Annotated in this window: 22 protein-coding genes; 8 read left to right on the top strand and 14 right to left on the bottom strand. The window is 56.7% G+C overall.

Annotation, left to right across the window (positions count from 1 at the left end; all coding sequences use genetic code 11):
- Positions 1 to 42 precede the first annotated feature (42 nt).
- The 5 genes from PV433_RS29525 to PV433_RS29505 all read left to right on the top strand — a co-directional run bounded on the left by PV433_RS29525 (position 43) and on the right by PV433_RS29505 (position 3,753).
- Positions 43 to 1,140 carry an alpha/beta hydrolase family protein gene (locus PV433_RS29525; RefSeq protein ID WP_332075580.1) on the top strand — a complete coding sequence of 366 codons (1,098 nt, stop codon included), beginning with the start codon at positions 43 to 45 and terminating at the stop codon, positions 1,138 to 1,140.
- A 90-nt stretch (positions 1,141 to 1,230) separates the two neighbouring features.
- Positions 1,231 to 1,689: an NUDIX domain-containing protein gene (locus tag PV433_RS29520; protein ID WP_332075579.1), complete on the top strand. Its 459-nt coding sequence runs from the start codon at positions 1,231 to 1,233 to the stop codon at positions 1,687 to 1,689.
- A 49-nt stretch (positions 1,690 to 1,738) separates the two neighbouring features.
- Entirely contained in the window at positions 1,739 to 2,254 is a 516-nt protein-coding gene (locus PV433_RS29515) for a DNA topology modulation protein (RefSeq protein ID WP_332075578.1), read from the top strand.
- A 275-nt stretch (positions 2,255 to 2,529) separates the two neighbouring features.
- Positions 2,530 to 3,525, top strand: a complete 996-nt coding sequence (locus tag PV433_RS29510) for a phosphotransferase enzyme family protein (protein WP_332075577.1) — start codon at positions 2,530 to 2,532, stop codon at positions 3,523 to 3,525.
- A 54-nt stretch (positions 3,526 to 3,579) separates the two neighbouring features.
- The gene (locus tag PV433_RS29505) at positions 3,580 to 3,753 is read left to right on the top strand and encodes a hypothetical protein (RefSeq protein WP_332075576.1); all 174 of its coding nucleotides are present in this window, start codon (positions 3,580 to 3,582) and stop codon (positions 3,751 to 3,753) included.
- Positions 3,754 to 4,608: 855 nt separating this feature from the next.
- Here the strand turns inward: PV433_RS29505 and PV433_RS29500 are convergent.
- From PV433_RS29500 to PV433_RS29480, 5 genes are all read right to left on the bottom strand, one after another.
- A complete protein-coding gene (locus PV433_RS29500) occupies positions 4,609 to 5,685 on the bottom strand; it encodes a Gfo/Idh/MocA family protein (protein ID WP_190930019.1) in 1,077 nt (358 codons plus the stop codon).
- A gap of 343 nt (positions 5,686 to 6,028) precedes the next feature.
- A complete protein-coding gene (locus PV433_RS29495; protein WP_332075575.1) occupies positions 6,029 to 6,958 on the bottom strand; it encodes an AraC family transcriptional regulator in 930 nt (309 codons plus the stop codon).
- An 85-nt stretch (positions 6,959 to 7,043) separates the two neighbouring features.
- The gene (locus PV433_RS29490; RefSeq protein WP_332075574.1) at positions 7,044 to 7,505 is read right to left on the bottom strand and encodes an NUDIX hydrolase; all 462 of its coding nucleotides are present in this window, start codon (positions 7,503 to 7,505) and stop codon (positions 7,044 to 7,046) included.
- Positions 7,506 to 7,533: 28 nt separating this feature from the next.
- Positions 7,534 to 8,274, bottom strand: coding sequence for an RNA polymerase sigma factor (locus PV433_RS29485; protein WP_332075573.1), 741 nt, complete (start codon positions 8,272 to 8,274; stop codon positions 7,534 to 7,536).
- Between the two features lie 84 nt (positions 8,275 to 8,358).
- On the bottom strand, positions 8,359 to 9,732 hold the full coding sequence (locus tag PV433_RS29480; RefSeq protein WP_332075572.1) for an aldehyde dehydrogenase: 1,374 nt from the start codon (positions 9,730 to 9,732) through the stop codon (positions 8,359 to 8,361).
- 92 nt (positions 9,733 to 9,824) lie between these two features.
- On the opposite strand from PV433_RS29480, the gene PV433_RS29475 reads away from it, so the two are divergent.
- Positions 9,825 to 10,844, top strand: coding sequence for a LacI family DNA-binding transcriptional regulator (locus PV433_RS29475; protein WP_332075571.1), 1,020 nt, complete (start codon positions 9,825 to 9,827; stop codon positions 10,842 to 10,844).
- A gap of 38 nt (positions 10,845 to 10,882) precedes the next feature.
- Positions 10,883 to 11,095, top strand: a complete 213-nt coding sequence (locus PV433_RS29470; RefSeq protein WP_332075570.1) for a hypothetical protein — start codon at positions 10,883 to 10,885, stop codon at positions 11,093 to 11,095.
- Positions 11,096 to 11,120: 25 nt separating this feature from the next.
- Here PV433_RS29470 and PV433_RS29465 read toward each other — a convergent pair whose 3' ends face one another.
- Positions 11,121 to 15,509, bottom strand: coding sequence for a DEAD/DEAH box helicase (locus tag PV433_RS29465; protein ID WP_332075569.1), 4,389 nt, complete (start codon positions 15,507 to 15,509; stop codon positions 11,121 to 11,123).
- Positions 15,510 to 15,697: 188 nt separating this feature from the next.
- Between PV433_RS29465 and PV433_RS29460 the strand changes: the two genes are divergently transcribed.
- Positions 15,698 to 16,759: a hypothetical protein gene (locus PV433_RS29460; RefSeq protein WP_332075568.1), complete on the top strand. Its 1,062-nt coding sequence runs from the start codon at positions 15,698 to 15,700 to the stop codon at positions 16,757 to 16,759.
- An 8-nt stretch (positions 16,760 to 16,767) separates the two neighbouring features.
- On the opposite strand, the gene PV433_RS29455 is transcribed toward PV433_RS29460, so the two are convergent.
- The 8 genes from PV433_RS29455 to PV433_RS29420 all read right to left on the bottom strand — a co-directional run bounded on the left by PV433_RS29455 (position 16,768) and on the right by PV433_RS29420 (position 26,938).
- Positions 16,768 to 17,604 (bottom strand): nucleotidyltransferase domain-containing protein, encoded by an 837-nt coding sequence (locus tag PV433_RS29455; protein WP_332075567.1) that lies wholly within the window; start codon positions 17,602 to 17,604, stop codon positions 16,768 to 16,770.
- A gap of 257 nt (positions 17,605 to 17,861) precedes the next feature.
- Positions 17,862 to 18,422, bottom strand: a complete 561-nt coding sequence (locus tag PV433_RS29450; protein ID WP_190930009.1) for a hypothetical protein — start codon at positions 18,420 to 18,422, stop codon at positions 17,862 to 17,864.
- 119 nt (positions 18,423 to 18,541) lie between these two features.
- Positions 18,542 to 19,420, bottom strand: a complete 879-nt coding sequence (locus tag PV433_RS29445; RefSeq protein WP_332075566.1) for an aldo/keto reductase — start codon at positions 19,418 to 19,420, stop codon at positions 18,542 to 18,544.
- Positions 19,421 to 19,621: 201 nt separating this feature from the next.
- On the bottom strand, positions 19,622 to 21,028 hold the full coding sequence (locus tag PV433_RS29440) for a sulfatase-like hydrolase/transferase (RefSeq protein ID WP_332075565.1): 1,407 nt from the start codon (positions 21,026 to 21,028) through the stop codon (positions 19,622 to 19,624).
- 27 nt (positions 21,029 to 21,055) lie between these two features.
- A complete protein-coding gene (locus PV433_RS29435; RefSeq protein ID WP_332075564.1) occupies positions 21,056 to 22,579 on the bottom strand; it encodes an extracellular solute-binding protein in 1,524 nt (507 codons plus the stop codon).
- Positions 22,580 to 22,609: 30 nt separating this feature from the next.
- Entirely contained in the window at positions 22,610 to 23,476 is an 867-nt protein-coding gene (locus PV433_RS29430; protein WP_190930005.1) for a carbohydrate ABC transporter permease, read from the bottom strand.
- Between the two features lie 21 nt (positions 23,477 to 23,497).
- On the bottom strand, positions 23,498 to 24,451 hold the full coding sequence (locus PV433_RS29425; RefSeq protein WP_332075563.1) for an ABC transporter permease: 954 nt from the start codon (positions 24,449 to 24,451) through the stop codon (positions 23,498 to 23,500).
- Positions 24,452 to 24,613: 162 nt separating this feature from the next.
- The gene (locus PV433_RS29420; protein ID WP_332075562.1) at positions 24,614 to 26,938 is read right to left on the bottom strand and encodes a helix-turn-helix domain-containing protein; all 2,325 of its coding nucleotides are present in this window, start codon (positions 26,936 to 26,938) and stop codon (positions 24,614 to 24,616) included.
- Positions 26,939 to 26,953 lie beyond the last annotated feature (15 nt).

Here is a 26,953-nt window from a genome sequence, read left to right as displayed (position 1 = left end):
ATTCTTGATCATAACATTAGTACAGGCATCGGAGGAGGCAACATGATCATCGGACGATGTATCCACCTATTCCGGGACGAATCGAGGTGGGACGCCGGAGCACCCGGTAAGTCCGCGAAGGTTAGAACGATCCCGGTCACCCTTTTTTACCCGGCGCACTCCGACGGTTGGCCTGGCGATTCCGTTCGTCCTTCCAGCTACGCCGATCTGTTCGCCCCCTCTTCCGAAAAAGCTTTGGAGCTGCTCGCTTTAATGGGGGTCGACCCGGACTATATGAAACGGATGGAGACCGGAATATGCGAAAACGCCGAAGTGTCGGAAGCCGGCAGCCCTTTTCCGGTCGTTTTATTCAGCCCGGCATTCGGTGTCGTCAAAGATATGTATACATATTTCGCAAAGGAGCTTGTGAACCGCGGTTATGTTGTCGTGACGCTTGGCTCCCCTTACGAATCGATTTTCTCGGTTTTGCCCGACGGCCGCTTGGTGCGGCAATCGGAGCTCGTTTCCCAGATACGCAATAACGATAAGGAGTTGTGGGAAGCGCTTCTGGAGCAGCGGGTACGCGATCTGCTTTTCGTGCTGGACCGGCTTGAGGATTGGAATCACTCGAATGGGACGGCTCCTATAAGCATGCGGTTCGACTTAACGTCCGTCGCCGTGGCCGGCCATTCGCTAGGCGGAGCCGGAGCGTACGTAGCGTTGAGCCGGGATTCCCGCTTGCGCACAGGCATCCTGCTTGATCCCAGCTTTCACCTGATCCGGGAGGAGTATCACGGACGGGCCAACGTTCCCCTGCTCATCTTGAGGGAGCAAAATACGACTGCCGATTCACTCAAAGGCCAGATGTCGGATGAGGTGGCTCTCCCTCTCATCGAGGGCGTCAGACAGCTTACCGACTCGTATTCCGGGTTTCTTTCGATGGTCAAAATCATCGGAGCCGACCATATGACCTTTAGCGATGTGCCCCTCCATTATCAAAATGAAGATGTTGAGGCGAAGCACGTGACGATAAAACGGCTCGCCGGCTCCTTTCTGGACCAGTTTCTAAAACACCGGGGCAGCAGCTACTCCGATCTGCTCAGTCTGGAGCCCGCAGAACCATTCAAGTCAACCGACCGTCAAGGCGATTCGTCTTCTTAATAGCCGGACTTATCCGCTACCCGGCACGAATAGGCCGGACCGATTCGTCTTCTCATTTCAGCCAACGAACCAGAAAACGGAGGATCTCCAATGAAACCGATTCGCAATTCCGCAAAGGCGGTCCTGATCCGTGACGGACATATTTTGCTAACCAAAAACAAAGATGACAAAGGGTATTTTTATTTGTTTCCCGGCGGCGGTCAGGAGCCGAAGGAGGAGCTGAAAGACGCCGTCGTCCGCGAATGTCTGGAGGAGATCGGCCGGCGGGTGCAAGTAGGCGAGCTGCTTCATGTGAGGGAATACATCGGACAAAACCATCAATTCGCCGAATGGGACGCCGATGTGCATCAGGTCGAGTTTTACTTCAGCTGCGAGCTGATTGGCGTAGAAACCGGCGGCTTCTCCGGTTCCAACCCCGATTCCGCTCAAGTGGGCGCCGAATGGGTCGAGATTGCAAAGCTGGATGAAATCAGGCTGTATCCGGATACGATATCGAAGCTGCTGCAAGCCGGGAAGAATGGTCCATGTTACTTGGGAGATACCAACTGACGCACAACGAACATTTTTCACGCGGGCAGACCAGGAAAGGAGCTGGACATTGAAACGAGTCATCGTAATCGGATGCGCCGGGTCGGGCAAGTCAACCTTCTCCAGGCAGGTCGGTGAACGTACAGGCTTGCCGGTCGTCCATCTGGATGCATATTACTGGAAGCCGGGCTGGATCGCCACAGAAGCGGAATCGTTTGACCGGGAACTGCAGCGGATGATGCAGACGGACAGCTGGATCATGGACGGCAACTACTCGCGGACACTGGATACGCGGCTGGACCGGGCGGATACGGTTTTCCTGTTCGACTTCCCCCGTTATTTGTGCTTGTACCGCGTCATCAAGCGAAGAGTGCAGTACCACGGGCGATCCCGAGCCGATATGGGAGAAGGATGCGAAGAGAAACTCGACCTCGCTTTCCTGCGCTGGGTCTGGAATTTCCGCAAGCGGAACAGACCGAAGCTGCTTACCAAGCTGGACGAAGTTCGCGCCAGTCACCAGGTGGTCATCTTCAGAACCCCGAAAGAAGTTCGCAAGTATTTGGCGGCGTTGCGGGAGGCGGAGTAGTGTAGTCTGTCCGTACGATGACAATCCGGCTGGTCGGAAGAGCAGCCGGTGACGGGGCGACTGACTGTAGGGTGACAGCCACTTCTCCCTGTACCCGCGCGATATCTCGGACAGGGGTCCGACTCCCCTTGACCCCATGTATACAGCTTCGAATTATGTAAAGGAGGTGCTGCCGTGCAACGATTCAAGCGTTGCTTGCTTTTGCTGCTGATGCCGGAAGAGAAAAGCGGTTCCCCGATCTGTTCGTAATCCGAATAGAAGGAGGAAACGTTCGCTTGCATCAACAAATTCGCATGTTATTTAACGATACCTTGCTCCATCAGTGTGCCGTCCGGTTCGGATTTGATCCGAACGACTTGACCAACCTGCACGGGTTCCAAAACTTTGTGTACGCCTCCAGCCGCGGCGGCAAGCCTTATATCCTGCGAGTCATACACAGCTCCCACCGGAGCGCCGGACAAGTTCAGGCCGAGCTGGACTGGCTTCGCTATTTAACCGAACACGGCGTTAATGCGGCTGTACCGGTCCGTACTCCGGACGGCGAGCTAATCGTCACTATCGGCTCGGGAGATTGCTACTTCATCGCGTCAGCGTTTGCTCGTGCGCCGGGCAGCAAGCCGGATCACCGTTCGTATACGGAAGACGACGAGCTGATCCGGGAACTGGGCCGGCTGACCGGCAAAATCCATGCCCTGTCCCGATCCTATGCGGTTCCGAAACCTGCTCCGGTACGCGGCTCTTGGCAGAACAACCAGTATGTAACCCAACTGCACGAATATGTACCGGAATCCTATGCGTCTATTTTGCCGCCCGTGGAACGGTTTGTGTCTTTGCTGAGCGGACTGCCGCGATGTCCCAATAGTTTCGGCCTCATTCACGGCGATATTCATATGAACAATTTTCATGTGGATGGCGGCATGCTGACATTATTTGATTTCGACGAATGCGAATACAGCTGGTTTGCATGCGACATTGCGAATCCGCTTTTTTACGCGACGCCGCTTCCTAGCGACGGTACGGATCGCCGGCACTTAGTCGCTCAACGTTTCTATGACGCGTTCATGGAAGGTTATTGCACGGAGCATACGTTATCCTCACAATGGCTGCAGCGTCTGCCGCATTTTCTCCGGCTGCGGGAGCTGCTTGTGCTCTCAGGTGCTTTCCGAAGCCTGGATCTGGACCATCTGCACCCGTGGTCCAAGGAGATGATCGAGTTTACTTGCCGCAATCTGGAGTATGATTTGCCGTATCTGGACATCCGATTCTGCTAAACGGACGATTTCGTTATACAATAGGAATATCTACTAATAAAGGAGATGTGGACTATGACCAAAAAAGTGTCGCTCGCCGATGCAGTCAAACAAAAGCTGGCGGAGAAAAAAGCGGCGGCAGCAAACGCCAACAATTCGCATAAACCTAATGCCGGCCAGCAGCCGCATATGAAAAGTCAAACGCATAAAAAGACGAGTACTTTGAAGAGACGGACAGGCGGCGGCTGAACAAAGCGGCGGCAAGGCCGGAAGCAAGCACCTGAAAAAAGCCTCATAGAGTAACAGGCAACCGGCGTGCGATAAACCATCGTGCGCCCGTTGCTCTGTGCACGAAACAACAAAGCCTGCGAGATAGCAGGCTTTGTTTCGTAATATCGGCGGAATCATCAAATTTCAACGCGGAAGCCGCTATTTCTCAGCCTAATCAATCATAGCTCGTCCCCTCCGCCAAAAGCCTGCTTCTTGGATCATTTATCCGGGAACAGGTCTTGGACGATCAAAAGGCTGCTCGCTAGCCTCTTTCCCTCCAGTTAGTCTCGCTTGAAACTCGCTTGAACTCACTTGAAACTCGATTGAGCTCACCCGCCCTACTTTTCGTACTCACCCCTTAGGCTCAGAAAAAGCCCGGTCGTTTTCAGCGGCCCAGCGGTCTTTCTGCACCGGCTCCGGTTCGGCTTGTCCCTCGCCCCTTGCGCTCGACTACTGTTTTTCAAACACCGGCCGCTCGGACCTTCCCCGGCGGATACAAGTCCAAGCGCCTAGGGAACTAAAACTCTAACGGACACAGCGGCCGTTTTTGCGGTGAATTTCGATCAATTTAATTTCTAAAGGACATAGATGCAACTATTTGATGAGGAATGCCACTTTTGAAGGTGGTTCAGAGTAAATAAGCGCTGTGGTGACCGTTACATCATAACTAACTGTTTTTTAGCGAAATAGCCTCCACCATGTCCGTTAGAGCGTGGTTCAGCTTAAATTCGGGCTCAGCTTCCCTTTAGCACGCAAAGAACATAAACGTTCCGGCAGATTTCAAAAAGCCCCAGAACCGCTTTATCAAGCGTTCTGGGGCCCTTCTATCTCGAATTAGCCGTTCGCATAAACATGCGGGTTTTGACGGCGGCATTCTGCCATAACAGCCATTTGCTGGCGAACTTGCTCCGGCGTAATTTCGAGCTCTGCACCGGTCGTCAGCGAATTGTGAAGCATCGAATACAGCGACGCCGTGTTGTTGTCGAACATCGACAGACCTTCAACCGCCGCATACTGCCACGAATCCTCGTACCAAGTCAGCGTCTCGCTGCAATAAGCAGGATCGCCATTGGCATTAAACAGCGGACCGCGGGTCAGTTCTTGATGAGGCGCTTCTTCCGACTTGAAATATTTCCATTGCAGCTTCTGGGTATTGCCCGTCAAGCCGCCGTTCGTTCCTTGGATCGTAAATTGCGGTCTCGGATATGTCGAGCAGGACGAGATCTCCAGATCGATCGTCGGACGACCTTGTCCGCGCATAATGATTTTTACATAATCCTCGGCGTCGCCGAACGTGTTCGCCCGGTCCATGATGCAAGTAATCTGAGGCATGATGTCCGTTCCGAACAGCTGCAGCGCCTGGTCTACCGGATGAGGGCCCGTGTTGAGCAGGTTGCCGCCGTTATTTTCTTGCAGCGTCTGCCAGTCCCAGCGGCGGGCAAATCCGTTATTCGTAAAGTCAACTTGTACGATGCGGCCGAGCACGCCGGAATCGATAATTTCGCGCATTTTCAGAAATGCCGGCATGTAGCGGGACTGCTGGAATACAGCCAACACTTTGCCGGATGCTTTCGAAGCGGCAATCAGGTTGTCCACTTCTTCAGGCGTTTTGGCAAGCGGCTTCTCGCAAAGCACGTTGAATCCTTTTTGGAGCAGGTCGAGCGAGATCGGATAGTGCAAATCGCTTGGGGAAGCGTTTACGACGAGATCCAAGTCTTCGTTCGCAACCATTTCCTCGTAGCTAGCATACGCTTTGCAGCCATATTCCTTCTCCGCGCGGATGCGGCGGTCTTCCATTCCGTCAGCTACTGCAGTAATCTTAAACTTGTCAGACATCCGGATCAGCTGGTTGCCGTGAATGTTGCGACCGCTACGACCTTGTCCGATAATACCCACCTTTAAAATACTCATGGCTTGAGTTCGACTCCTTTTAAGTTGACAAAATTGGTAAGGAAAGCTCATTCGCCCCTTCAAACCGGCAAAGCACAATTCCTTATCGAAAAACAACACCGCTACACGTACTATAACGCGTAACGGCTGGCATCTCTTGCACTATTTTATTATTACGATTGATTTATTTTTAGAGGATATTCAAAAAGTCCGCTTTTGATCACGAAGCCTACTCGACATCAAATATGGATTTCAGCCGGAACTTCCGCTGCTCACAAAAGCTTCCACTGCGCTCCACTCCTCATCTCCTAGCTTCATCCCATCTTCCCGCTGCTGAAAACCGGACTTTTTTAACACGCATTTTTTAGTTATTCATCACCGATTTTTTGTATTCGGTCGGAGTCAGGCCGGTCCGTTTCTTGAACGTACGGATGAAATGGCTCAGATGCCGGAAGCCGACTTGGAAGCAGATCTGCGTCATCGTATGCACGCCGAGCCGGATTAGCTCTTTGGCCCGCTCGATCCTTACCTCGTGAAGATATTCGACGAATGTCTGCCCGGTTGCCTTCTTAAACAGATGGCTGAAGTAGGCCGGCGTCATATTGGCGATATAAGCGCCCTTTTCGAGCGGAATGTCCTGTCCGTAATTTTCGTGAATATGGCGGATCACATCCTGGAATTGCTGATATTGCGGCTTCTGGCAGGCGGCTTGATGACGCTGGCGATCCGTTTTACGGAATTCACGGTCGATCAGGATCAGCAGCTTGACTACGTTGATCTGAACGGAAAACTCGTAGCCTTCCTCCCGCTCCTCAATCTCCTCCTGAATATCCTGAAGCAGCTGCTCGACCAGCAGTTGCTTATCCTGGGAGATGTGCAGCCACGGCTGCAGCCATTCCGAAGAAGTTCCCGACTTCTCGAACTGGGTGACATGATGGAAGACGGAACGTGAAAACGGTCTCAGATGGTCACCGAGAAACGCCGGCATAAAGTCCAGCAGGACGAATTCCAATTCTTTACCGTCTATCGTATTAATGCTATGCGCTTTCAAAGGCGGAATAATAAACAGATCGCCTTTTCCGACGGTAAGCGTTTTATCGAGAAAGTGATGGTTGCCTACGCCTCTGACGACATACGCAATCTGAATGTAATCGTGCATATGAAGCGACTGCTGGAATTTGAGTCCTTTGTGTCTGATAAACTTGAATTGGAAATCGTCCGTCAATTGATCTTTAAAATGCAACAGATGGGCGTTCATGACGATCCTCCCGTAAAACGGCCATAATCGCTGCAATCCCGCAGCTCCTACTTCTTAGTCTATTACAAAACGGACATTCTAACAACCAAACGGGAACAAGGGACAAGTCCATAAATAGTCTCTAATAGACGGTGCCGCCAAGCTGTGGGCTTCCGTCGCCTTCCAGCATATCCCGCACTTTGCGAAGAAGGTGCGGATAGATGGCCGGATACGTGAGCCGCTCCGGAATTCGCTCCAGCAGCGCAACTTCCGCCATCTCGTAGGGCGGCAGCGGTCCCGGCGCCGAAGCTTCCGCGTAGTAGAGCATCCCAAAGCTCTCCGGCTTGCCCGCGAACGTAACGGAATACGCGGCTACCGTAAACAGCCGGCAGCTCACAACGCCCGTCTCTTCGTACAATTCCCTGCGGGCCGCTTGTTCCGGCGTCTCTCCCGGTTCGATCCGGCCTCCGGCGAACTCCCACGTATCCCGCCGGGCGTGGCGCGACAACAGCCACTTGCCGTTGTGCCTGGGGATTACGACGACATAGTCGCACTTTGTCCCGATAACCGGCGAATCCGCATTGTACAGCCTCACTTCCGCCATATGACTCCTCCTCTCCCCCGCGCCTCCGTCAGGAACTTACAATCCGCATGCTGCCGTCAGAGGGGCCGAACGTCAAAAACAGCTTCCCTGCCGTCGTCTTGACGTGGGGTACGCGGCTGTCCTTGCCCGACAGCTCGACGTATGCCGAATAAATCGCCAGCGGGTCCCGGTTGCGGAACGCCTCGACAAGCGATTCGAAGCCGCGCCCTCCCGCAATCGGAACTTCTCCGCAGCGTCTCTTCGCGACGGGTCCCCGCTCCCCGCAGCGGTCGCAAGAAAGCGATTTCAGCTTGGCGCGGGCGCGGCTGATCGTAATCTGGACCGAGCCTTCCGTTGCGGTCAGGAGGTATGCCGTCTCTTTGGCGGTAAAATCAAATACGTCCATCAGCAGCAAAATGACCAAATATTTGGGCGACAGCCGATCGGCCAGCACCTCCAGCAGCTCCCGGGTATCGAACTCGGTCTCCGGGACGGCGAGACGGTCGTGCTCCTCGTCCAGCGGCTCGGAAACAAGCCGCTTTTTCCGCAGCTGATCGATCCACAAATTCGCGGCGATCCGGTACAGAAACGATTTGGACAGCGCACGGCCCGGATTCGCCTCAAGCGAACGGATCACCCGGATCGTCGCTTCCTGCAGCAAATCTTCGGCGTCCCAGCGGCAGCGCGTTATTTTCAAACAATACCTCATCAGTTCCGGTCTAAGCTGATCGAACCGATCCATCGAAGCAGACGGTCCGAAGCCGGAACGCTCAAGTCGTTTCGTATCCAATATGTATCCGCCTCCATAACGGGCCGGCAACCAATATCTCCCATTATAGCGTACATACGTTCTCATTTCCAGACTGATTTTTAATTATTTCATCCATTTGCGCATCATCCGGTAGCCGGTCTTCGATGACGGATAACGGAACGGCAGATCGAACGCGGTCGTCTGCTTCAGCACGCTCTTATAATGCGAGAAGGCGCGGAAGCCGTATTCCCCGTGGTAGCTCCCCGTCCCGCTCTCCCCGACGCCGCCGAACGGCAAATACGGGCTGGACAAATGCATCAGCGTATCGTTGATGCAGCCGCCGCCGAACGAGATTCGCGAGAGCACGTTGTTCTGGACCGCTTCCTCTCCGGTAAACAAATAAAGCGCAAGCGGCTTCGGCTTGCCGAGCACGAAACGGATCGCTTCATCCAGCTCCCCGTATTCGAAGACCGGAAGAATCGGGCCGAATATTTCATCCTGCATCGACTCCGCATCCAGAGGAACATCTTCCATCACGGTTGGCGCAATCTTATACAGCAGCGTATCGGTTTCCCCGCCGAAGGCGACGGTTCCTTGCTGCAAATAACGGCTTAAGCGCTGGAAATGCCGCTCGTTTACAATTTTCGGATAGTTGACGTTACGGACCGGATCTTTCCCGTAAAACTGCTCGACCGTCTGGTGCAGCCGGTCAATCAGCTCCGCCTTCACCTCCCGGTGGACCCATACATAATCGGGGGCGACGCATGTCTGGCCGGCGTTCGTAAATTTGCCGAAAGCGATCCGGCGGGCAGCCAGCAACAGATCGGCATCGCGATGCACGATACAGGGGCTTTTGCCGCCAAGCTCCAGCGTTACGGGGATCAGCCTTTTGGCCGCCTCCTGGGCGACGATCGACCCGACGCGCGTGCTGCCGGTAAAAAATATACAGTCGAACGGCTGCCGGAGCAGCCGGCCGGTAACCTCGGCGTCCCCTTCAACGACCGCGACATACCTCGGATCGAACGTATTCCGCACGATATCGGCGATCAGCGACGATACCGCAGGCGTAAGCTCCGACGGCTTCAGCACCGCCGTATTGCCTGCGGCTATCGCCGCGATCAGCGGGGCGAACGTCAGTTGAACCGGGTAGTTCCACGGCGATATGATAAGCGCCGTTCCGTAAGGCTCCGGGACAATGCTGCTTTTGCTGCCGAGCAGCAGCCAGGGCGTCTTGGCTTTTTTCGGCTTGGCCCAGGCCGCCGCGCGCTTCATTACGAACGTGATCTCCGCAAGCAGGAAGCCGATTTCCGAACCGTACGCCTCCGCCTTCGGTTTGTTCAAATCGTGTTTGAGCGCTTCGAATATGCGGTCTTCGGCCCCCCGAATCGCCTCTCTCAGCTTCTGCAGCATATCGAGACGGAAACGGATATCCTTCGTAATACCGCTGTCAAAATACGACTTCTGGCGGCTGACAAGCTCCTCTATGGTGATTTCCATCGCGCTTCTTCCTTTCAAGAGATGATTGAAGCCTTGCCGCAGCTTCTATAATTCACTACAATAATAGAGACTATAAATCGAAGGACGGTCGTATGGTAACGATTTACGATATCGCCAAGCAAGCGAACGTTTCCGCGATGACGGTGTCCCGGGTCATCAACAACTCCGGAAGAATCAGCGCCAAGACGCGGGAAAAGGTCAAACGAATCATGCAGGAGATGAACTACGTCCCGAATTCGACGGCGCGCAGTCTGGTGAAGCAGGAGACGAAGATGCTGTCGCTCCTGATTACCGATATCACGAACCCGTTTTTCACGACGCTTGCGCGAGGCGCGGAGGACGCCGCTCTTAAGCTCGGGTACAAGCTCTTGTTCGGCAACAGTGACGAAAACTTGTCCAAGGAAAGAGAGTATGTGGACATGGTGCTCTCAACGCGGGTGGACGGTCTGCTGTTCGCTCCTTCGTCGGATGCGTCGGCGGAACATCTAGCGATGCTGAGGCTGCACCAGATCCCTTTCGTGCTGATCGACCGCGAAGTGCCCGGCGTGGAAGCCGATATGGTGCTGGGCGACAACCGCGACGGAGCGCTCCGGCTGACCGAGCACTTGATCTCGCTCGGCCACGAGCGCATCGCATTCGTCAACGGCAGCTCCACGGTGTCTACGGCCCGGGAACGCAGCTCCGGCTACCGGGAAGCGCTGCTGAAGCATGGCATCCGCTACGATCCGGAACTGGTGATGGAATGCAGCTTCAACCATTTTGACGATTCCGACCTGCTGGACCGTATCCTGGCGCTGTCCGAGCCGCCAACCGCCATATTCGCCGCCAACAACGTGCTGGCGGTCAGCGTCATCGCCTGTCTGCGGGACAAGGGAATCGGCGTTCCGGAACAGATGTCCGTCGCCTGCTTCGAAGACGTCGGCCTCGCCTCCAGACTCGACCCGTTTCTTACCGTTGCGGTTCAGCCTGCCTACGAGTTCGGTTACCGCGGCATTCAACTGCTTGTGGACCGGATTAACCGGAAAGACGGCGAAGAACGGCAGGTCGTCCGGTTCCCTTCGGAGATGATCGTCCGCAAGTCGACCGGCAAGCCGCGTCCGCCGTCGTCTTGACCCCATTTTTGCACTTAACCTTGAAAGGATGTTTCTTCATGAGCGTTGTCAACATTTCCGGCTTGTCGCCGGCCTTTTTTATCACAGTTGCCGTCTTTCTGATGTTTATCCTATCCATGCTCTCGCTAGGCATACTCCGCATGTTTCAACTTAGGAAACGTTCGGGAATCGTATTTTTCGTACTGGGAGTCATCGGGATCGCCGCATTCAGCTACATATTGGCTTCCGGCATGATACCGGCCACGAATTGAGCCCGCTCCTGTTCCGCGGAAGCGCCTAACCGTTTCTAAGGCTGCTCGGCCAGAGGACGAAGGCGCTCCGGTCCGTCTCCGCCCCGATCTTCCTGAACGTTTCGGCCGCCTCCGCTTGGGGGGCGGCCGTTCCGTCCCAGCTGTCCACGACGATTTTCCGCAGACCGGATTGTTTCAGCATCACCCGCACCGTCTCCAGCAGAAGTCCGCTGTCGACTCCGCCCGCTTCGCCCGTTTCTCCCCGAACCATAGTCACGAACCGTTTCCCGTTATTCTCGATCCACAGCACCCATCTGCCGCCCTGAAACACCAAATAATTGCCGGGTTTGCGCGCATAGCCGGCGGCCGGTTCCTCCGGCCATTTGAGCAGCGCCCCGTACGGGTTCGCCGGATCGACAGACGACAGGACGAGCGTCTCCCCGGTACGGCTGCCGGAGGCTTGCCTTAACCGGTCGATCGTATCCGTGGTCGACACTTGCATATACGGAATCCCTTCGATCCAAAACCCTTTGGCCAGCATCCCCCAGTCTTCCAGCTTGCGGATCGTATCCTGCAAACGGTCGGTCTCTCCCGGCAGATGCCGGGCCAGGATGTCGCGCGTAATCACTCCGTAGCTTTGCAGCAGATGATGAATCCAGGCGACGACCGTTTTCTCCGCCTCCCCCGCCTCAGGGACCCGCTCCTCCTCCGCGATCGCATACCAGCGCCCCAGTCCGGACTGGAACCCTTTGCGGGCCGAAGCGCGCGAGCCCGAGCTTGTTCCGTGCATCCGGATCGGAGCGAACTGGTCATTCGAGATGCGGCCTTCCCAGACGAGGCCCAGCAGCTTCTCCATAAGCTGGGAAGGGGCAAGGCCCGTATCCCGGCTCAGTGCGGTGAGGAAGCTCGCCCCCTTGCCGCGGAGCAGCTCCAGCAGCTCCGGCTCGGCGGACGGTCCCGGGCGGCTGGCCAGAGCCGCATACAGCTCCTTGGACTCGGTCAGGAAAAAAGCCACCTTCCCTTCCTTGTCCCCTTCCTCTTTCCGGCCGAACCAGACGGTTTCTCCGGAAGCGCACAACAAATCAAGCATCTCTTTTTTGTAGTCGGGCACGCGCGAAGGGAAGACAAATGACTCCCAGTGGGACACCGGCAAAAACACCCCCTGCAGCTTGCCGATCACTTCGCGAAGTCCCGCGCCTCCGGATTGCCGGCTGCCCGGCGTGACGAACTGCAAGTCGAGCAGCAGCCGGCAATAGCGATCCTGCCCGACCGGCTCGGTCCTTTGCCGCATCTGCCCGATCGTAAACCGCAGCAGCCGGGACGCGGCGCTGCGGCTCGTATACAGCTTCTCGTCCTCGGAGCCGGCAAAGGGCGACCGTTCGATCGTGCCGTCCTCTTCCCAGCGGCCGATCCAGCTTGCGGCTTCCGCGAGCCCGATCGCGTACCGGTCCCGAAGCTGCTCCGCCGTAAAGGCGATCTGCCGCTCCGCATAACGGCGGAGCACGAAGGAAGCCGACTCGGGATCTTCCGTAAACGACCGGTACGTATCCGCTTCGTCCGAGCTGATCCACCTCTGCTCTCCGCCGATCTTCACATCGCGGATCGCTCCCCGGCGCTTCAGCTCGGCCAGCGCTTCCTCGGCGGGATTGTCGTCGCCCAGTCTGCTGCGAATCTCGCTTTGCGACAAATCCCCCTGCCGTTTCAGCAGACGCTGCAGCCGGTCTGCCGAAGGGATATTTCCGTAACCCCCGTCGTCGATCCACGCCTGGGCCTCTTCCGCATCCATCAGCGACTGAAACGCGGACGGCTCGAAAAATTGACCGGCCAGCTCCTTGCTCACTGACAGCAGCCGGTATTGAATATCTTTGGAGACCGCATCGGATTCGTACATCAGCACATTCACGAAATCCCACATAAACTGGGCCGCAAACGGCGACGGGTAGCCGGACCGCTTCACTTCCACCTCCAGCGCGCCGTCGCGGATGCCGCGGAACAGTTCCCTCACTCTTTCCGGCTCCAGCAATTCCTGCAGGCAGACGCGCATCGTCTCCTGTACGAGCGGAAACCGCGCCGCATACGGCAGCGACTCCTCCAGCAGCCGCTCGCTGCGCAGCCGCTGCTGCCAGAGCGGAATCCGGCTGAAGCCGCGGGCGAGCAACAGCGACGTCTGCGCCATATGCCGGAACGTGACGCCGAATAGCGGCGAAGAGGGAATCGATTCGCCGAGCAGTTCCTCCAGATTATCCTCGCCTACGCTCATCCATACTCTCTCAAAGGCGGGGTCCCAATCCTGGAACATAAACTCGATCCCGTTATCCCGCACGGTCGAGCTGATTTTCGTCGTAACACGGGTTTCCATCCATCTTTGGAGCGCCAGCATCCAGGTGCGGTTCGTCTGACGGCCGAATACGGTATGGATGACCAGATGATGCCGCTTCAGTTCATCCTCGTAATGCTCCACGACGATCTTCCGGTCGCTCGGCAACGCGCAGGCCGACCGCTGTGCGTCCACAAAGTGGACAAGCGCTTCCGCGGCATGCCGGTCCAGCCGGTATTCCGCCGTCAGCCATGAAGCCGTCGCGGAGCCCGCTTCCCTGCCCACCCGCTCGTCCAGCTCGCCGAGCAGCGCGCCGACCTTGCGGGACAGCTCGAAGGAGCGGCCCAGCCCGTCTCCCCGCCAAAACGGTATCTCGCTGAACGCATTGCCCGTCACTTCCGACGCATAAATCCGGTCTCCCTTGATCGATGCGATCCGGTACGAAGCCGTCCCGAGCTGAAACACGTCCCCGACCCGGCTCTCGTGTATGTATTCCTCGTCCAGCTCGCCGATATGGACGCGCGAATCGGCATGATACACCGGATAAGCCGAGCTTTGCGGGATCGTCCCCGCACCGGTCAGCACCGCCGAGCTCGTCTGCCGCAGCGGACGAAGCGTTCCGCTCTCCCGGTCCCATTCGATTAACGGCCGGCAGTGCGGATAATAGCCGGCCAGCATCCGCAGCGCCTCCGTCATCCGCTCGCGGGAGACGTTCCGGAAGCTGTCGCTTCGGGCCACGACGGCCAGCAGCTCATCGAGCCGCCACTCCTGAGCGGCGACCATCGCCGCTGCCTGCTGGCAGAACACGTCGATCGTCCCTTCGGGGATACGGATCGCCTCGATTCGCCTGGCCGTGATTTCTCTCGCCAGCACGGCGCATTCCGCAAGCTGGCCGCGATGGCGGGCGAGGATAACGCCCCGGCTGACGTCGCCTACGGAATGGCCCGCGCGGCCGATCCGCTGAATGCCGGAAGCGGCCGACAGCGGCGAGTCGATCTGAATGACCAGATCGACATGCCCGACATCGATGCCCAGCTCCAGCGAGGATGTTGCGACCAGGCAGCGCAGCTCGCCCGACTTCAGCGCCCGCTCCGTCTCCAGCCGCTTCTCCCGCGATACGCTGCCGTGATGGGATCTGGCCATCTCCAGGCCCGCCATATCGTTCAGATGAAGCGTCACCCTTTCGCACAGCCTGCGGTTGTTCACGAAAATCAGCACAGACCGGCTGTCTTCCATCAGCTCCATCAGCCGGCCGGCGATCACGGTCCAAATGTCCGACCGGCGGCCCGGCATCGACTGGACTTCAGTCATCGTCACCTGAACGTCGAACGTCTTGGCCATTGTGCTCTGGACGATCGTCACCGGGCGATTCCCGGGTAAAGCTCCGTCCGGGGGAAGGTCCGGACCGTTCCCGCTCCATCCGCCCAAATACTGAGCTACCCGCTCCATCGGATTAAGTGTTGCCGATACCCCGATCCGCTGAACCGGCCGGCCGCACAAATGCTCCAGCCTCTCCAGCGTAACGGACAGATGCATCCCGCGCTTGTCTTCGGCCAGATCGTGAATTTCGTCGACAATGATCTGCTCGACCGTTCTCAGCGTTTGTCTGGCCCGTTCCGAGGCAAGCAGAATATACAGCGACTCCGGCGTTGTGACCAGTACATCGGGCGGATTGCGGAGCATCGACGCCCTTGTGCTCTGGGTCGTATCACCGGTCCGGACACCGGTCCGGATCGGGGTCCAGAGCTCTCCCGTCTTCTCTTCGTGCCGTCTGCCGTACAACTCCAACTCGCGGATAAAGCCGAGCAGATGATCGTGGATATCGTTATTCAGCGCCTTCAGCGGGGTTACATACAGCAGCCGGACGCCGGCTTCCCGTTGTTCCGGTTCATTCCGCCTTCGGACGATCCGGTTCAGGCATGGAAGCAGACCTGCCAGCGTTTTGCCCGAGCCGGTTGGCGCGGCCAGCAGAACGTGCCGGCCCGACGTGATCGGGTCCCATACGCTTCGCTGAATATCGGTGGCCTGACCGAACTTATCCCGGAACCATTCCGCAAGCACGGGATGACAATCCCGCCCGGGCGTACCGTCCCAATCGTGCTCTTGCTTGTCTCCCATACCGGCACTCGCCTTTCGTCGAATAGGTCGAATATATGTTCCGAGTATACCATGAAAAAACTGAAAATTGAAAAAGAACGTATTTTCCGGCTGTCGCCTAATTTTTAGTAGAAATAACGGGCGGACGCATATATGATGGACTTGATGAATAGTTAAAGGTGCGCTTGCAGAAAGGATGGATCGATATCGTGAACGAATCGAGCGGGCCCTTGAACGGGCCGAGCGAGGCATCGCCGGAATCCGGCCGGCAGACGGATTTCGTCCAGCTGCTCCGGGACAACAGCGACTGCCCTGAAACGTTGTACGCCAAAATAACCGGAGACCGCCGGCTGGAGGTGCTTGTTCCGTACAAGGGAACGAGATGCGCCCATTACGACTTCGGCAAAAATCTTCACGACGACTTTATGCTGTTTCGCGGCGGAGCCGTCTCCGAGCTCGTAGTCAAGCCTTCCGGCCAGCCTGACGGAGCGCCGCATATCGACGCTGCCAAACGTTATGACGTGCTGAAGCCGTGGAGCAACAAGGAGTATGCCCTCTGCGTCTCGCCGGCCGGCTCCGGACATCCGCACCAATGGCTGCCCGAGCATAACCGGACGGGAACCGTATTCGCCGTATCGCAGCAATTGTTTATCGACGACAAGGAAGTGACGGATTGGAGCGGGCAGACCGGCTTTCGCCCCGTACAATCGGTACGTCTCGTCCAGCGCATGATCGGCATTCACCCGGACGACCGTTCCCGCCCGATTGCGGAGATCGACTGTTCACATACGGTCGACCGCCGCGGTGTGACCGTGCGTTCGAAGATCATCTGGCTGTATCCGGTATCGATCGGCTCCGGGTACGGCATGATGGTTCCGATCGAAGGCTCGTTTGCTTATAAGCTCGTGACCAGCCTCGGCCGCGTCTATGACGCCACCGCGACGGACCGCAGCCGCACGAATCTGCTGGACGACGACCAGGCGGTCAGCTACGCGTTCCTCCACCGGCCGGACGCCGAAGACGGAAGATCGAATACGGTCGCGGCGATGACGATTCACGATATCGGCTCCACGCTGCGTTACGGCCAGGAAGGACGCCGGAGAAACAATCCGGTTGTCTGGCTGGAGCACCGGAACGAGCAGATCCAGAAGCTGTATCCGCAAGTGTTCGATCAATATACGGCACAAGCCGGAGACTTTTATGAAGCGGCAGGCGTTTATTTTGTCGGCGAATTGCCGGAATCACACCCTCTTCTGATAAAGAGAGATTAGCTTCCGGCCTATTCCGCAGGGAGCTCCTCGTACAGGCGGTTGCTCTCGGCATGCACGTACCGGAGCAGCTCTACCAGCTCGCGAAGCCTTTGCTGCTGAGATTCATACAAGCGCAGAGGCTCGCGGCGCTTGATCGCCACAGCCTCGACGATCAGCCCCCGCCACTGAGCCGGAACGATTCGCAGCCCGTATTCGCCCGCCCCCAGCTTGCTCGTAATGCCATGCTCCCGGATCGTGTACAACTGGCGCAGCATGCCGAGCACGCACCACTCGACCGCCTCGTCCATCATGTCCTGGACGAGACTGTCGCAGCACGACAAGTTCGGGTCGCCGAGGCGCTCCTCCAGCCGGCGCATCCACCCCAGCCAGTAACCGTTCATATTCCGGAAGACATAGCGGAGTAACGGCCCGATCGAAGCGTCGTATTCCAAGGCGACGGCAGGACCGTATACGCAGAGACCGTAATGCTTCAGCGTGTACCAGGTGACCGGATTCAGATCGGCCCCGTGTCCGTCCGTATGCAGCGCCTTCTCGTAATACACGGTAAGCGGACGGATGGCCGGTGCCGGAAGCCCCAGCTGTTCCTGCTGCAGGTACGCCCCCATGAGATCGGTTTTCGGAAGCTCGAATTCCACGTCCCGGTGGGCTTCCGCGATGCCCTGCTGCAATTCGGCCGTCAGCGGCTTCGTGACGATGGCGACGAAATCGATGTCGCTCGTTCCCTCCACATAAGCGTCCAGCGCGACAGAGCCGTATAAGTAAACCGATTGAACCAATCCCGGCACGCGGAGCTGAAGCGCGCGGGTTAGTTTGTTTATCGTAAGTTCGACAGTTGATGGCAGCATGGTTATACTCTCCTCCCAAGTTCGAAAGATCCCCGTTTCCTCCCCATTGTAGCAACCCTCCCGGCAATTCACCTACTGATAGATGAATGATAACAGGATCGCGTCATGAAGCGGAGGCAGGATCGTTGTCGACCGGAGAAGCGCAGCGAAGCTGCAGGCATGCGAAAACCCGCAGCCAAACGGCTGCGGGTACATGTGCCTGTCCTATAGATTCAGCTCGCCTGCAGGAATGAAGGCGGAGCCTCCACCAGTCGCAGTTACTGGATTTCATCCACTTTGCCGTTCAGCTCGCCGCCGGCGTAGTAGCTTAAAATCTTTTTCTTTTGCTCGTCGTAGTAGACATAGGCGGAATACGCCGTCTTTTTCGTCCCCGGGTCCCAGGACACGAACAGCTGGGCCTTTACGTTTTTGTTTTTGATCCCGGCGAGATCCGGCATATCTTCCTTGGCATCGAACTTGTATCCCGTCTTCGGCTCGATATCGTATCTCCATACCTCGGCATCGTCCAAGGCGCTCGTAACTTTCGTGTATCGATCGCCTAGCAGCTTCGTCACCTGCTCCTTAGTCATCGGATCTTTCAGCTTCGTCTTCACAAGCTCCAGGTCGACAGCCGGGGTCTTGGGCTCGGACGTTTCCGGCTTGGCGGCATCAGGCTTCGACGCGTCCGGCTTCGGCGGCTCCGGCGTTTGGTTCGTATTCGTATTCGGCTTCTGCTCCTGCACCGCCGCATTACCCGAGGTCTCCTGGGGCTTGCTTCCGCAGCCGCCCAGTACGATCATCGTACAAACAGCGAGCACAAACAGTTTCGTTTTTTTCAATCCGCTTCTCTCCTTTGTCGCATCGTTGTTGTCGTCGTCTATCGTATCATTGACGTAATAAACTGGCGTTCCGTTACATGATCCTGTGAACAATCCCGTGTTCAACAGCCAATTTTCCTCTATACTCCGGAGTCTGCGTCTCCAAACGGGCTGCTGTAGCCGGCAACGGCCGCCAGCCTTTCCATGACTTCCGCAGCGCTGAGCGTTCCGTACCTTTCGACCGCGTCTACGATTAGAGGAAACAGCTCGATATCGCCCGCGCTGGCAAAACCGCCGATTCCAGGCTGCGCCAGCACGTAATGAACGCAAGCATCGATCGTATCCCGGCTCGCGAACGGCTCGTACCACGTTGCGAAGCTGCGCTCCTGCCCGTGTGCCCAAGGCCCTTTGGCGACCGCCTTGATGACGCGCAGCGAGACGTCCTGCTTTGCCGCTTCAGCGGCCAGAGCGTCGAACGACTCCCGGTACTTCGGCAGCGAGTACAAATAATAATTAAACGGAGTAAGCACGGTTTCAAACGGAAACCGGCGCAGCGCCTCAAGATGGACGGCCGGCGCCTGGTGCCCGTGGCCCGTAATCCCGATATGGCGCACCAGCCCGTCCGCTTTGGCCTCCAGTGCGGCTTCCAGCGCACCGCCCTCGCGCAGGCACAGCTCCAGCTCGTCCGGCGTGCCTACCGCATGCAACTGCAGCAGGTCGAGCCGATCCGTCTGCAGACGTTCCAGTGATCGACGGATCTCTTCTCCAGCTTCCTTTTTACCGCGCTGCGTCGTTTTTGTTGCCAGAAAGATGCGGTCGCGGATTTGCGCCATCCAAGGTCCGAGCCGAAGCTCGGAATCGCCGTAGCTTGCCGCCGTATCGATATGATTGACGCCGTGTTCGAGCGCATAAGCGATAGAGCGGTCCGCCTCCAGCTGTGTAACCTGACCCAGCTTCGCGCCGCCGAACAGCAGCACGGAGCTGTCGAAGCCGATCCGGCCCATTTTTCGTTTGATCATCAACAACGCCTCCTCTGCCCCCACTATACTCCCTGTCCGCCTACTTGGGAAGAGCCTGCCTTCCTTCTATTCGGACTAAAGCAACCGCAGAAAATGTCGAAAAAGAATTATCCTGCAAACGCAAAAAGAGCTGTCCGCAGATCCATACGATCTGCCGGAACAGCTCTGGATGAATGATTCCGATTCCGGTAAGCGAACCGCTCAGCCTTCCTCCTGATAAGTCTTCCTGCCTTGTCCGTCCGGTCCGGCCAGTTCCAGCTGCCCGAAGCCGGTAACCGCCTCGCGCGAGCCGTCGCGGCGCGGGTCCGCATAGGTGACGAACCAGCGGTTGAGACGATCCAGCATCGCCCTGCGATGTTCCTCTGCTTCCGGCACGTCAATCAAATTGGTACGCTCCTCCGGGTCGGCCGCAATATGATACAGCTCATGCGGACCGTACGGATAACGGTGAACGTACTTCCATTCGCGCGTGCGCACCATCCGGACCGGACCGTACTCGTCGTAGATGACGATATCGTCCCGGCCGCCGCCGCTCTCCTCGCCCAGCAGCTCCGGCAAGAAGCTGCGGCCCGGCAGCTTCTCCGCTTCCGGATGCGTGAACCCGCCTACATATTCGAGCAGCGTCGGCATGAAGTCGTAGCCGCTGACCAGCTCGTCGCAGACGCGGCCTTGCGGGATGCGTCCCGGCTGGCTGAAGATGGCGGGTACCTTGACCGAATTGTCGAACATGTTAAACGGGAACGTGCCGTTTCCTTTGCCCCATATGCCATGATGCCCGCAATTAAAGCCGTTGTCGCTCATAAAGCAGACGAGCGTATCGCCGCGAACGCCCATCTCCTCCAGCTTGTCGAGAATCCGGCCGATATTCGCGTCCATGGCCGTCACGGCGGCGAAATACCCTTTCAGATTTTCCTGCTGGTTGTCCGACCACGGAGCCGTCCGGATCGACCACGGATGCTTGGGCTCCTGCGGGCAGCTGTCGAACGCGCAATCGTCGTACATCTCCACATATTCCCGGGGATGATTGTCGATCCACGGGCTGTGCGGGGCCGTATAATGCACGCTTAAGTAAAACGGTCCGCCGTCCCGCTGCGCGTCCAAAAAGGTCAGCGCGTCGTCGGTAATGACATCGGTTAAATAGCCCGGCTCCCGGATCAGCTCGCCGTCGCGGATCATCGGCGCGTTGTAATAAGCGCTGCCTCCGGTCTGATGCACGTACCAGTGTGTAAACCCTTTTTGCGGCGTGCGGCTGTCGCCGAGATGCCACTTTCCGCTTAATCCGCAAGTATATCCATCCGCCGCCAGCAATTCCGTATAGGCCGTTTGCCCTGCCAAATATTCGATCGGCCGCTCCCCTACATTGCCGCCGCGTATCCAGTCGTGCACGCCATGCTGCGAAGGGATGCGCCCTGTCAGCAGGGAGGCCCGGGCCGGGGAACAGACCGGCGAGGTGCAGAAGAAACTCGAGAACCGGGTTCCTTCTGCAGCCAGACGATCCAGATGGGGCGTGCGGATCTCGCCGTTACCCGCGCATCCGAGAGCCCAGGGGCCCTGATCGTCGCTCAAAATAAATACGATGTTGGGTCGTTGTCGCGGGTTGGAACCCATCGTGCCGACGCTCCTCTCGAACTGCAATCATTTTTTTTGCGCCTGATACGCTTTATTGACCGCGTCAAGCACCTTGGCTCCGCCTTGGTCGCGCCACTTTTTGGACAACTCGGCGATCCCGGCGTCGACTTCCCGTTTGCCGGTAATCATCTCCAGATAATACTGGTTGAACAGCTCGCCCAGCACGCCGCCCATCTCCACTTCCTCCGGCGTCGTAACGTTGACGAGGTTCGGAACGATTCCTTTGGAGGCAACTTCCACCGACTGCTTCGCGCGATCGGCCTGCGGCTCGGTCTGCGGCAAATAGTTGACCGTCAGCGGCCATACGACGCTGCCCCATGCCAGCGGATGCGACCAGCCGCTCGGAGAAAATCCGTCCTTCGTCCGTTCTTCCTCGTTGTAGGTAATCGTGTCTCCCTGCTTCGTATAATGCACGCCCTCGAGGCCGAGCTGCAGCAGGTCGCGCCCTTCCTTGGACAGCATAAACTCGATAAACTTCGCCGCTTTTTCCGGATTTTTCGCCTGCTTCGTAACGGCCGTGAACAATCCGTTTTTCGGAGTGCTGATCATGCCCCGCTTGCCGTCCGGACCGGCCGGCGATTGCATGTAGCCCAGCTTGCCCTGCGGATTGACCTTTTGCAGGCTCGACTCCAGCCGGTTCACGTGCCGGAACAGCGGCGCCGGCATAAATCCGACCTTGCCCTGGTAAAACTTCTGTTCCCGCTGCTGGGTATCGTTCAGCAAAAACTCGGGATCAATCAGCTTTTCATTCCACAATTTCCGGATATACTCCACACCTTGCTTAAACGCCGGATGCTCGAAGATCGGAACGACCTTGCCCGAGCTGTCCGTCACCCAGTCGCCGTGCGGAAGCCCGTACGCATACAGGATGAAATTAAACGAGGTGTTAAACCCGGTGCTTTTGTTGGCCGTAAGCCCGTACGTGTCGGCTTTGCCGTTTTTGTCCGGATCGTTTTGTGTGATCGCTTTCATCGCCTGATACAGCTCATCGAGCGTCTGCGGCGGCTTCAGCCCGAGCGTCTCCAGCCAGTCGGCCCGGTACGTCAGTGTCGTATTCGTCCGCTCGGTCTCGATAAACGGATAGCCGTAGTAGTTACCGTTCACTGCCGTCCAGGCCAAATCTTTCTCCAGCTTGGCCTTGATGGTCGGCAGCTGCGGCAAGTATTGGTTCAGGGGAACGAGCATCCCTTCGGCAATCCACTGGCTCAGCGACGCCGACGGGTAATTGATCGTGACGATATCGGGCAAGTCTCCCGTAGCCATCGCGACATTAATTTTCTCGAAGCCGCTTTCCGGAACGACCTTCACTTCAAGATCGATGCCGAGCCGCTTGTTGATCTCCGCGATAATCCGGTCTCCCGGTTGAATCGCTTTGGCGGCCGTATCGCCGGGCGTCAGGAATACGATCTTGACCGGTGCCGACCCGTTGTCCGTCCCGGACGCCGATTCTTTGTCAGCGCCGCAGCCGGCAGCCGTAACCGCCAGCGCCGCGCTAAGCGGCAAAGCAAGCCATTTTTTCTTGTTACCCATAGAATAATCCCCCTTGTTTGAATTGTCCAATTATTCCTTGACTGCACCTAACGTAACGCCCTGCACGAAATAACGCTGGAAAAACGGATAAATCAGCATGACCGGAATGGCCGAGATCATGATAGTCGCCATCTTGATCGACGGGCCGAGCAGAAACGGGCTGTCCCCTCCGGACTGGAAGGACGCTTCGTTGTCGATCAGCATCGACCGCAGAAACAGCTGCAAAGGCCAAATATCTTTGTCTGTTACGTACATAATCGCCGTAAAAAACTCGTTCCATTTCGATACGGCGTAAAATAGCGACACCGTGGCGATGGCCGGCATCGACAGCGGGATAACGATTCGCAGCAAAATCCCGAAGTCGCTGCAGCCGTCGATTCTCGCGGACTCCTCCAGGCTTTCCGGAACGGATGCGAAGAAGCTGCGCATAATAATGAGATTATAAGTCTGGATGGCGACCGGAATCATCATCGCCCACATCGAATTCAGCATTCCTACCTGCTTCACCGCCAGATAGGTCGGAATAATTCCGCCGCTGAACATCATCGTAAAAACGATGGCGAACATAATGTACCTGCCGCCCGGCAGCGACTTCTTCGAAAGCGCATAAGCCGCGAGCGTGGTAGCCGCCATGCTGATCGCCGTTCCGGCTACCGTGATGATGATGCTTACCCGATAAGACAGCCACAGCTGCTTCAGCCCGAGCAAATACGTATACGACTCGAACGTAACGGATTTCGGGTACAAATGCAGGCTGGATGACAAGCTCTCCTGAATCGGCGTAATCGAGACGATCAGCGAATCCCAGAACGGGTATAACGTGATCAGCGCTAACAGAGTCAAAAAGATCGTGTTGGCCGCATCGAATAGTTTGCTGCCCAAGTTGCCGCGAACCATGTTCCATTCCTCCTCCCTCCGTTAGTATATCCCCTGTTCGCCCATCATCCGGGCCAGCCGGTTCGCTACCACGAGCAATACAAAGTTGATCGCCGACTTGAACAGGCCGACTGCGGCCGCCAGACTGAATCGTCCTTCCGTTAAGCCGATCCGGTATACGTACGTGTCGATAATATCCGAAGATTGATATACCCCGGGGTGATACAGGACGAAAATCTGCTCGAAGCCGGCTTCCATCAAATGTCCGATCCGCAAAATGAGCAGGATGACGATCGTGCTGCGGATGCAAGGCAAGGTAATGTGCCAGATGCGCTGCCACCGGTTCGCTCCGTCCATCAGAGCGGCTTCGTACAGCTGCGGATTGACTCCTGCAAGCGCTGCCATATAAATGATCGTGTTCCATCCGAATTCTTTCCAGATCATCGACCAGACGAGCGTGCTCCGGAAGTAGGTATCGTCGGTCAGAAATCCGACAGGCTCTCCCCCGAACGAGCGGATCGCATTGTTGACGACACCCGAGTCAACGGACAGCAGATTGATCATCAATCCGCCGAGAATGACCCATGAAATAAAATGAGGCAAATAAATAACCGTCTGTACCGTCCGCTTGAACGCTATTTTTCTCACTTCATTCATCAAGACGGCAACGAACAGCGGCAGCGGGAATCCGAACGTAAGCCGGTACAAGCTGATGACGATCGTATTCCAGAACACCTGCCAAAACTTGTCCAGCGCGAACAACGCCTCGAAATGCTGAAAGCCTACCCAAGGGCTTCCGAGTATTCCTTTCGTAATGCTGAATTGCTTAAATGCTATTAGCGCTCCATACATCGGGTAATAATGAAAGATTCCGTAATACACAACCGCGGGCAAAAGCATCAGGTACATATAACGGTTGGATACGATTCGCTTCCACAGCGCCCGGCTTCCGACCTGTCGCTTCGTCCCGTTTGTAGTTGCCGGAACATACGCCATAAACAAAAATCCCCCTTTCCTTTTGCTTGGTTGGTGTGGCTCGTGTAAGCACTTTCAGCATAAGGGAGCGGGGGAAACGCGCTCAAGATTCAATTGTTGTGAACGGTTACATCCGGTCGGAATCCGGCTTTTTGGGGCAGGTATCTTTTTTTCGGATTGGTATCAATCGGTGTGTCCGGGGCTGTTCAAACGGCCTAAAACCTCGCGATTCCGGTATTCCGTAGGGGTTAAGCCGCTCCATTTCTTAAACGCGCGGATGAGATTTTGCTTTTGCCCGAAACCGGTCGCTTCGGCGATCTCGATAATGTTCCGGTTCGATTCCTTGAGCATGCGGCAAGCTTCGCGGTAGCGGATCTCCGCCAAATAATCGATAAACGTCGAGCCGGTCACTTCCTTGAACAGCTTCGATAAATATTGGCTGTTCATATACACCATATCGGCCAGCATCTGCAGTCCCAGCGGCTCCCGGTAATGCTCCTGGATATAAGCGGCCAGCTTGTTGATCACTTCCGCGTTTTTGTTGCCGCGCTTATGCTCAAGCTCGCCGTCGATCGCATCCAGGACGCCGTCGAGCCAGAGCCGGATCTGCTCCAGCGTCTGCAGCTTGGCGAATTCCCGGTGCCACCGGTCCTCCTGCTCGAACGGCTCCTCACTTCCCGCCAGCTCTATGCGGACGGCGACCAGAGCGTTGACGAGATAGGACAGGATCATGCTTTTGGAGGAGAAGCCGGACTGGCCGTCCTGCTCCAACTGGCGGATCATCTCGTCCTTCGCTTCGGCCGCCTGATCGGTCCGGCCCGACTTGAGATCGCCGATCAGCTTGTCCACCGTCTGCCGGTAAGCGATAAACCGGTTCCGGCTCGCCCGGTTCACCTGCATATCGTGAATCGACAAGATGCTCCCGATCCCCGCGATTCTCTCCTGCAGCAGCGCTTCGTTCGCCTCGTTATAAGAGAGCGCGATTTCCGAGAGTTGCTCGTACCGGCCTCCGATCCCGAACGTAACGGATATGCCTTCGAGCTGTTCCGCGACTTCGTTTTTGATCCGGAGCGCGAGCTCTTTCACGTTCTCGATCGCCGTCTCCTGCGAATCCGTGCCGGACGTGTTCAGGATCAGCACGTCGTGTTTATGAAACCGGCTGACATAAGCGCCTTTGCCGTAATGGCCGAGCGCTTCCTCGCATACGGCGCGGATATGGAAATGGATCATGTTGCGCACCTGCTCGTCGGAAGCGGTCAATATCGGATCGGGCATATGAACCCGCATTACCATCACAATAAATCCGTTAGGCTCCAGATCGAGACGGTAATAATCCATCTGCCCGTTCATCCCGTCGCTGTCCGTTACGTTGCCCGACAGCAGATTAAGCAGCAGATGATCGCGCACCACAAGCTCCTGTCCGCGAAATTTCGTCTTGAATTCATCGTTCTCGTGCTGCAGCCGGTCGATCGAGTCGCGGATAAATCCGAATTCGTCGCCGTATTTCGCTTTCGGAAGCGGCTTCTCCATATAAGCAAGCAGCGACTGCACCATGTTGCGCACCGGTTTGTAATGGCGTCTCGACACGTATACCATCAGCAAAACGCCGGCGGCCAGTCCGATCAGACTGATCAGCAGCGCGATGCGAATGACTTCGTGGGAGCGCTTGAACAACTCGCCGTACGGGTTAAGCGTGATATAGATCCAGCCGTTCGAAGGATTTCGCATAAACGAGACGAACATCTTCTCCCCGCCGATCTGTTCGATGAAATATCCTTCTTTCGCATCACGGATCTGATCGAGGTCCGCCTGGCCGAACGGCTCGAGAATCATGCTTTTGTCTTTGTACGACAGCACCTTTCCTTCCTCGTTCAGAATCGCCACGTTGCCGAGCTTGCGGTTATTCGTATTCACGACCGCGTTGTACAGCACATCCTCCTTCAGGTTGATGAGCAGCACACCTTTTTTCTCCGATTGATTCAGCGGCACGCTGAGCAGGAAGCTGATCACGTTCTCGTGCTCTCCCGAAGCTCCGGTTACGCTGGCCGCTTCCCACGCCCAAGTGCCCGGCCGGTCGATAAACCTTTCCAGAACCGGTCGGTAGGAGAAATCGACCCTGTCGGTAATCCCCGAGCTGGAGATCAGCTTCCCGTTAACCGAGCTGTATAAATAAATCGAATGCATATAGTTGGATGAATTGATCCGGGTTGCAAACAAGTCGCTGGCGCTTTTCAGAAACCGGTACTCTTCCTCCAGGTTCCACGGCAGCCAGACCGATTTCACGACGTCCGGATTAAGCGCCAGCGATGTGGCGATCTGCTGTACCTCGCTAAGCGACTGGTCGACGATTTTACTCGTTTGCAGCAGCAGCTCGCCGTTGGCTCCGATAATTTCCTCCTTCAGCATGGCCGTCGTATACCGGTAGACGAGCGCCCCAATCAGACAGGTGATCAGAACGACCGCAACCGTTAAGTGCAGCAGTAAACGAATGTAGACGGACCGTTTCACCGGAAGCCCCCCTTG

The organism is Paenibacillus sp. GYB004 (assembly GCF_036577605.1).
Taxonomy (GTDB): Bacteria; Bacillota; Bacilli; order Paenibacillales; family NBRC-103111; genus Paenibacillus_AB; species Paenibacillus_AB oceani.
This window is presented reverse-complemented; position numbering and strand designations above follow the sequence as displayed.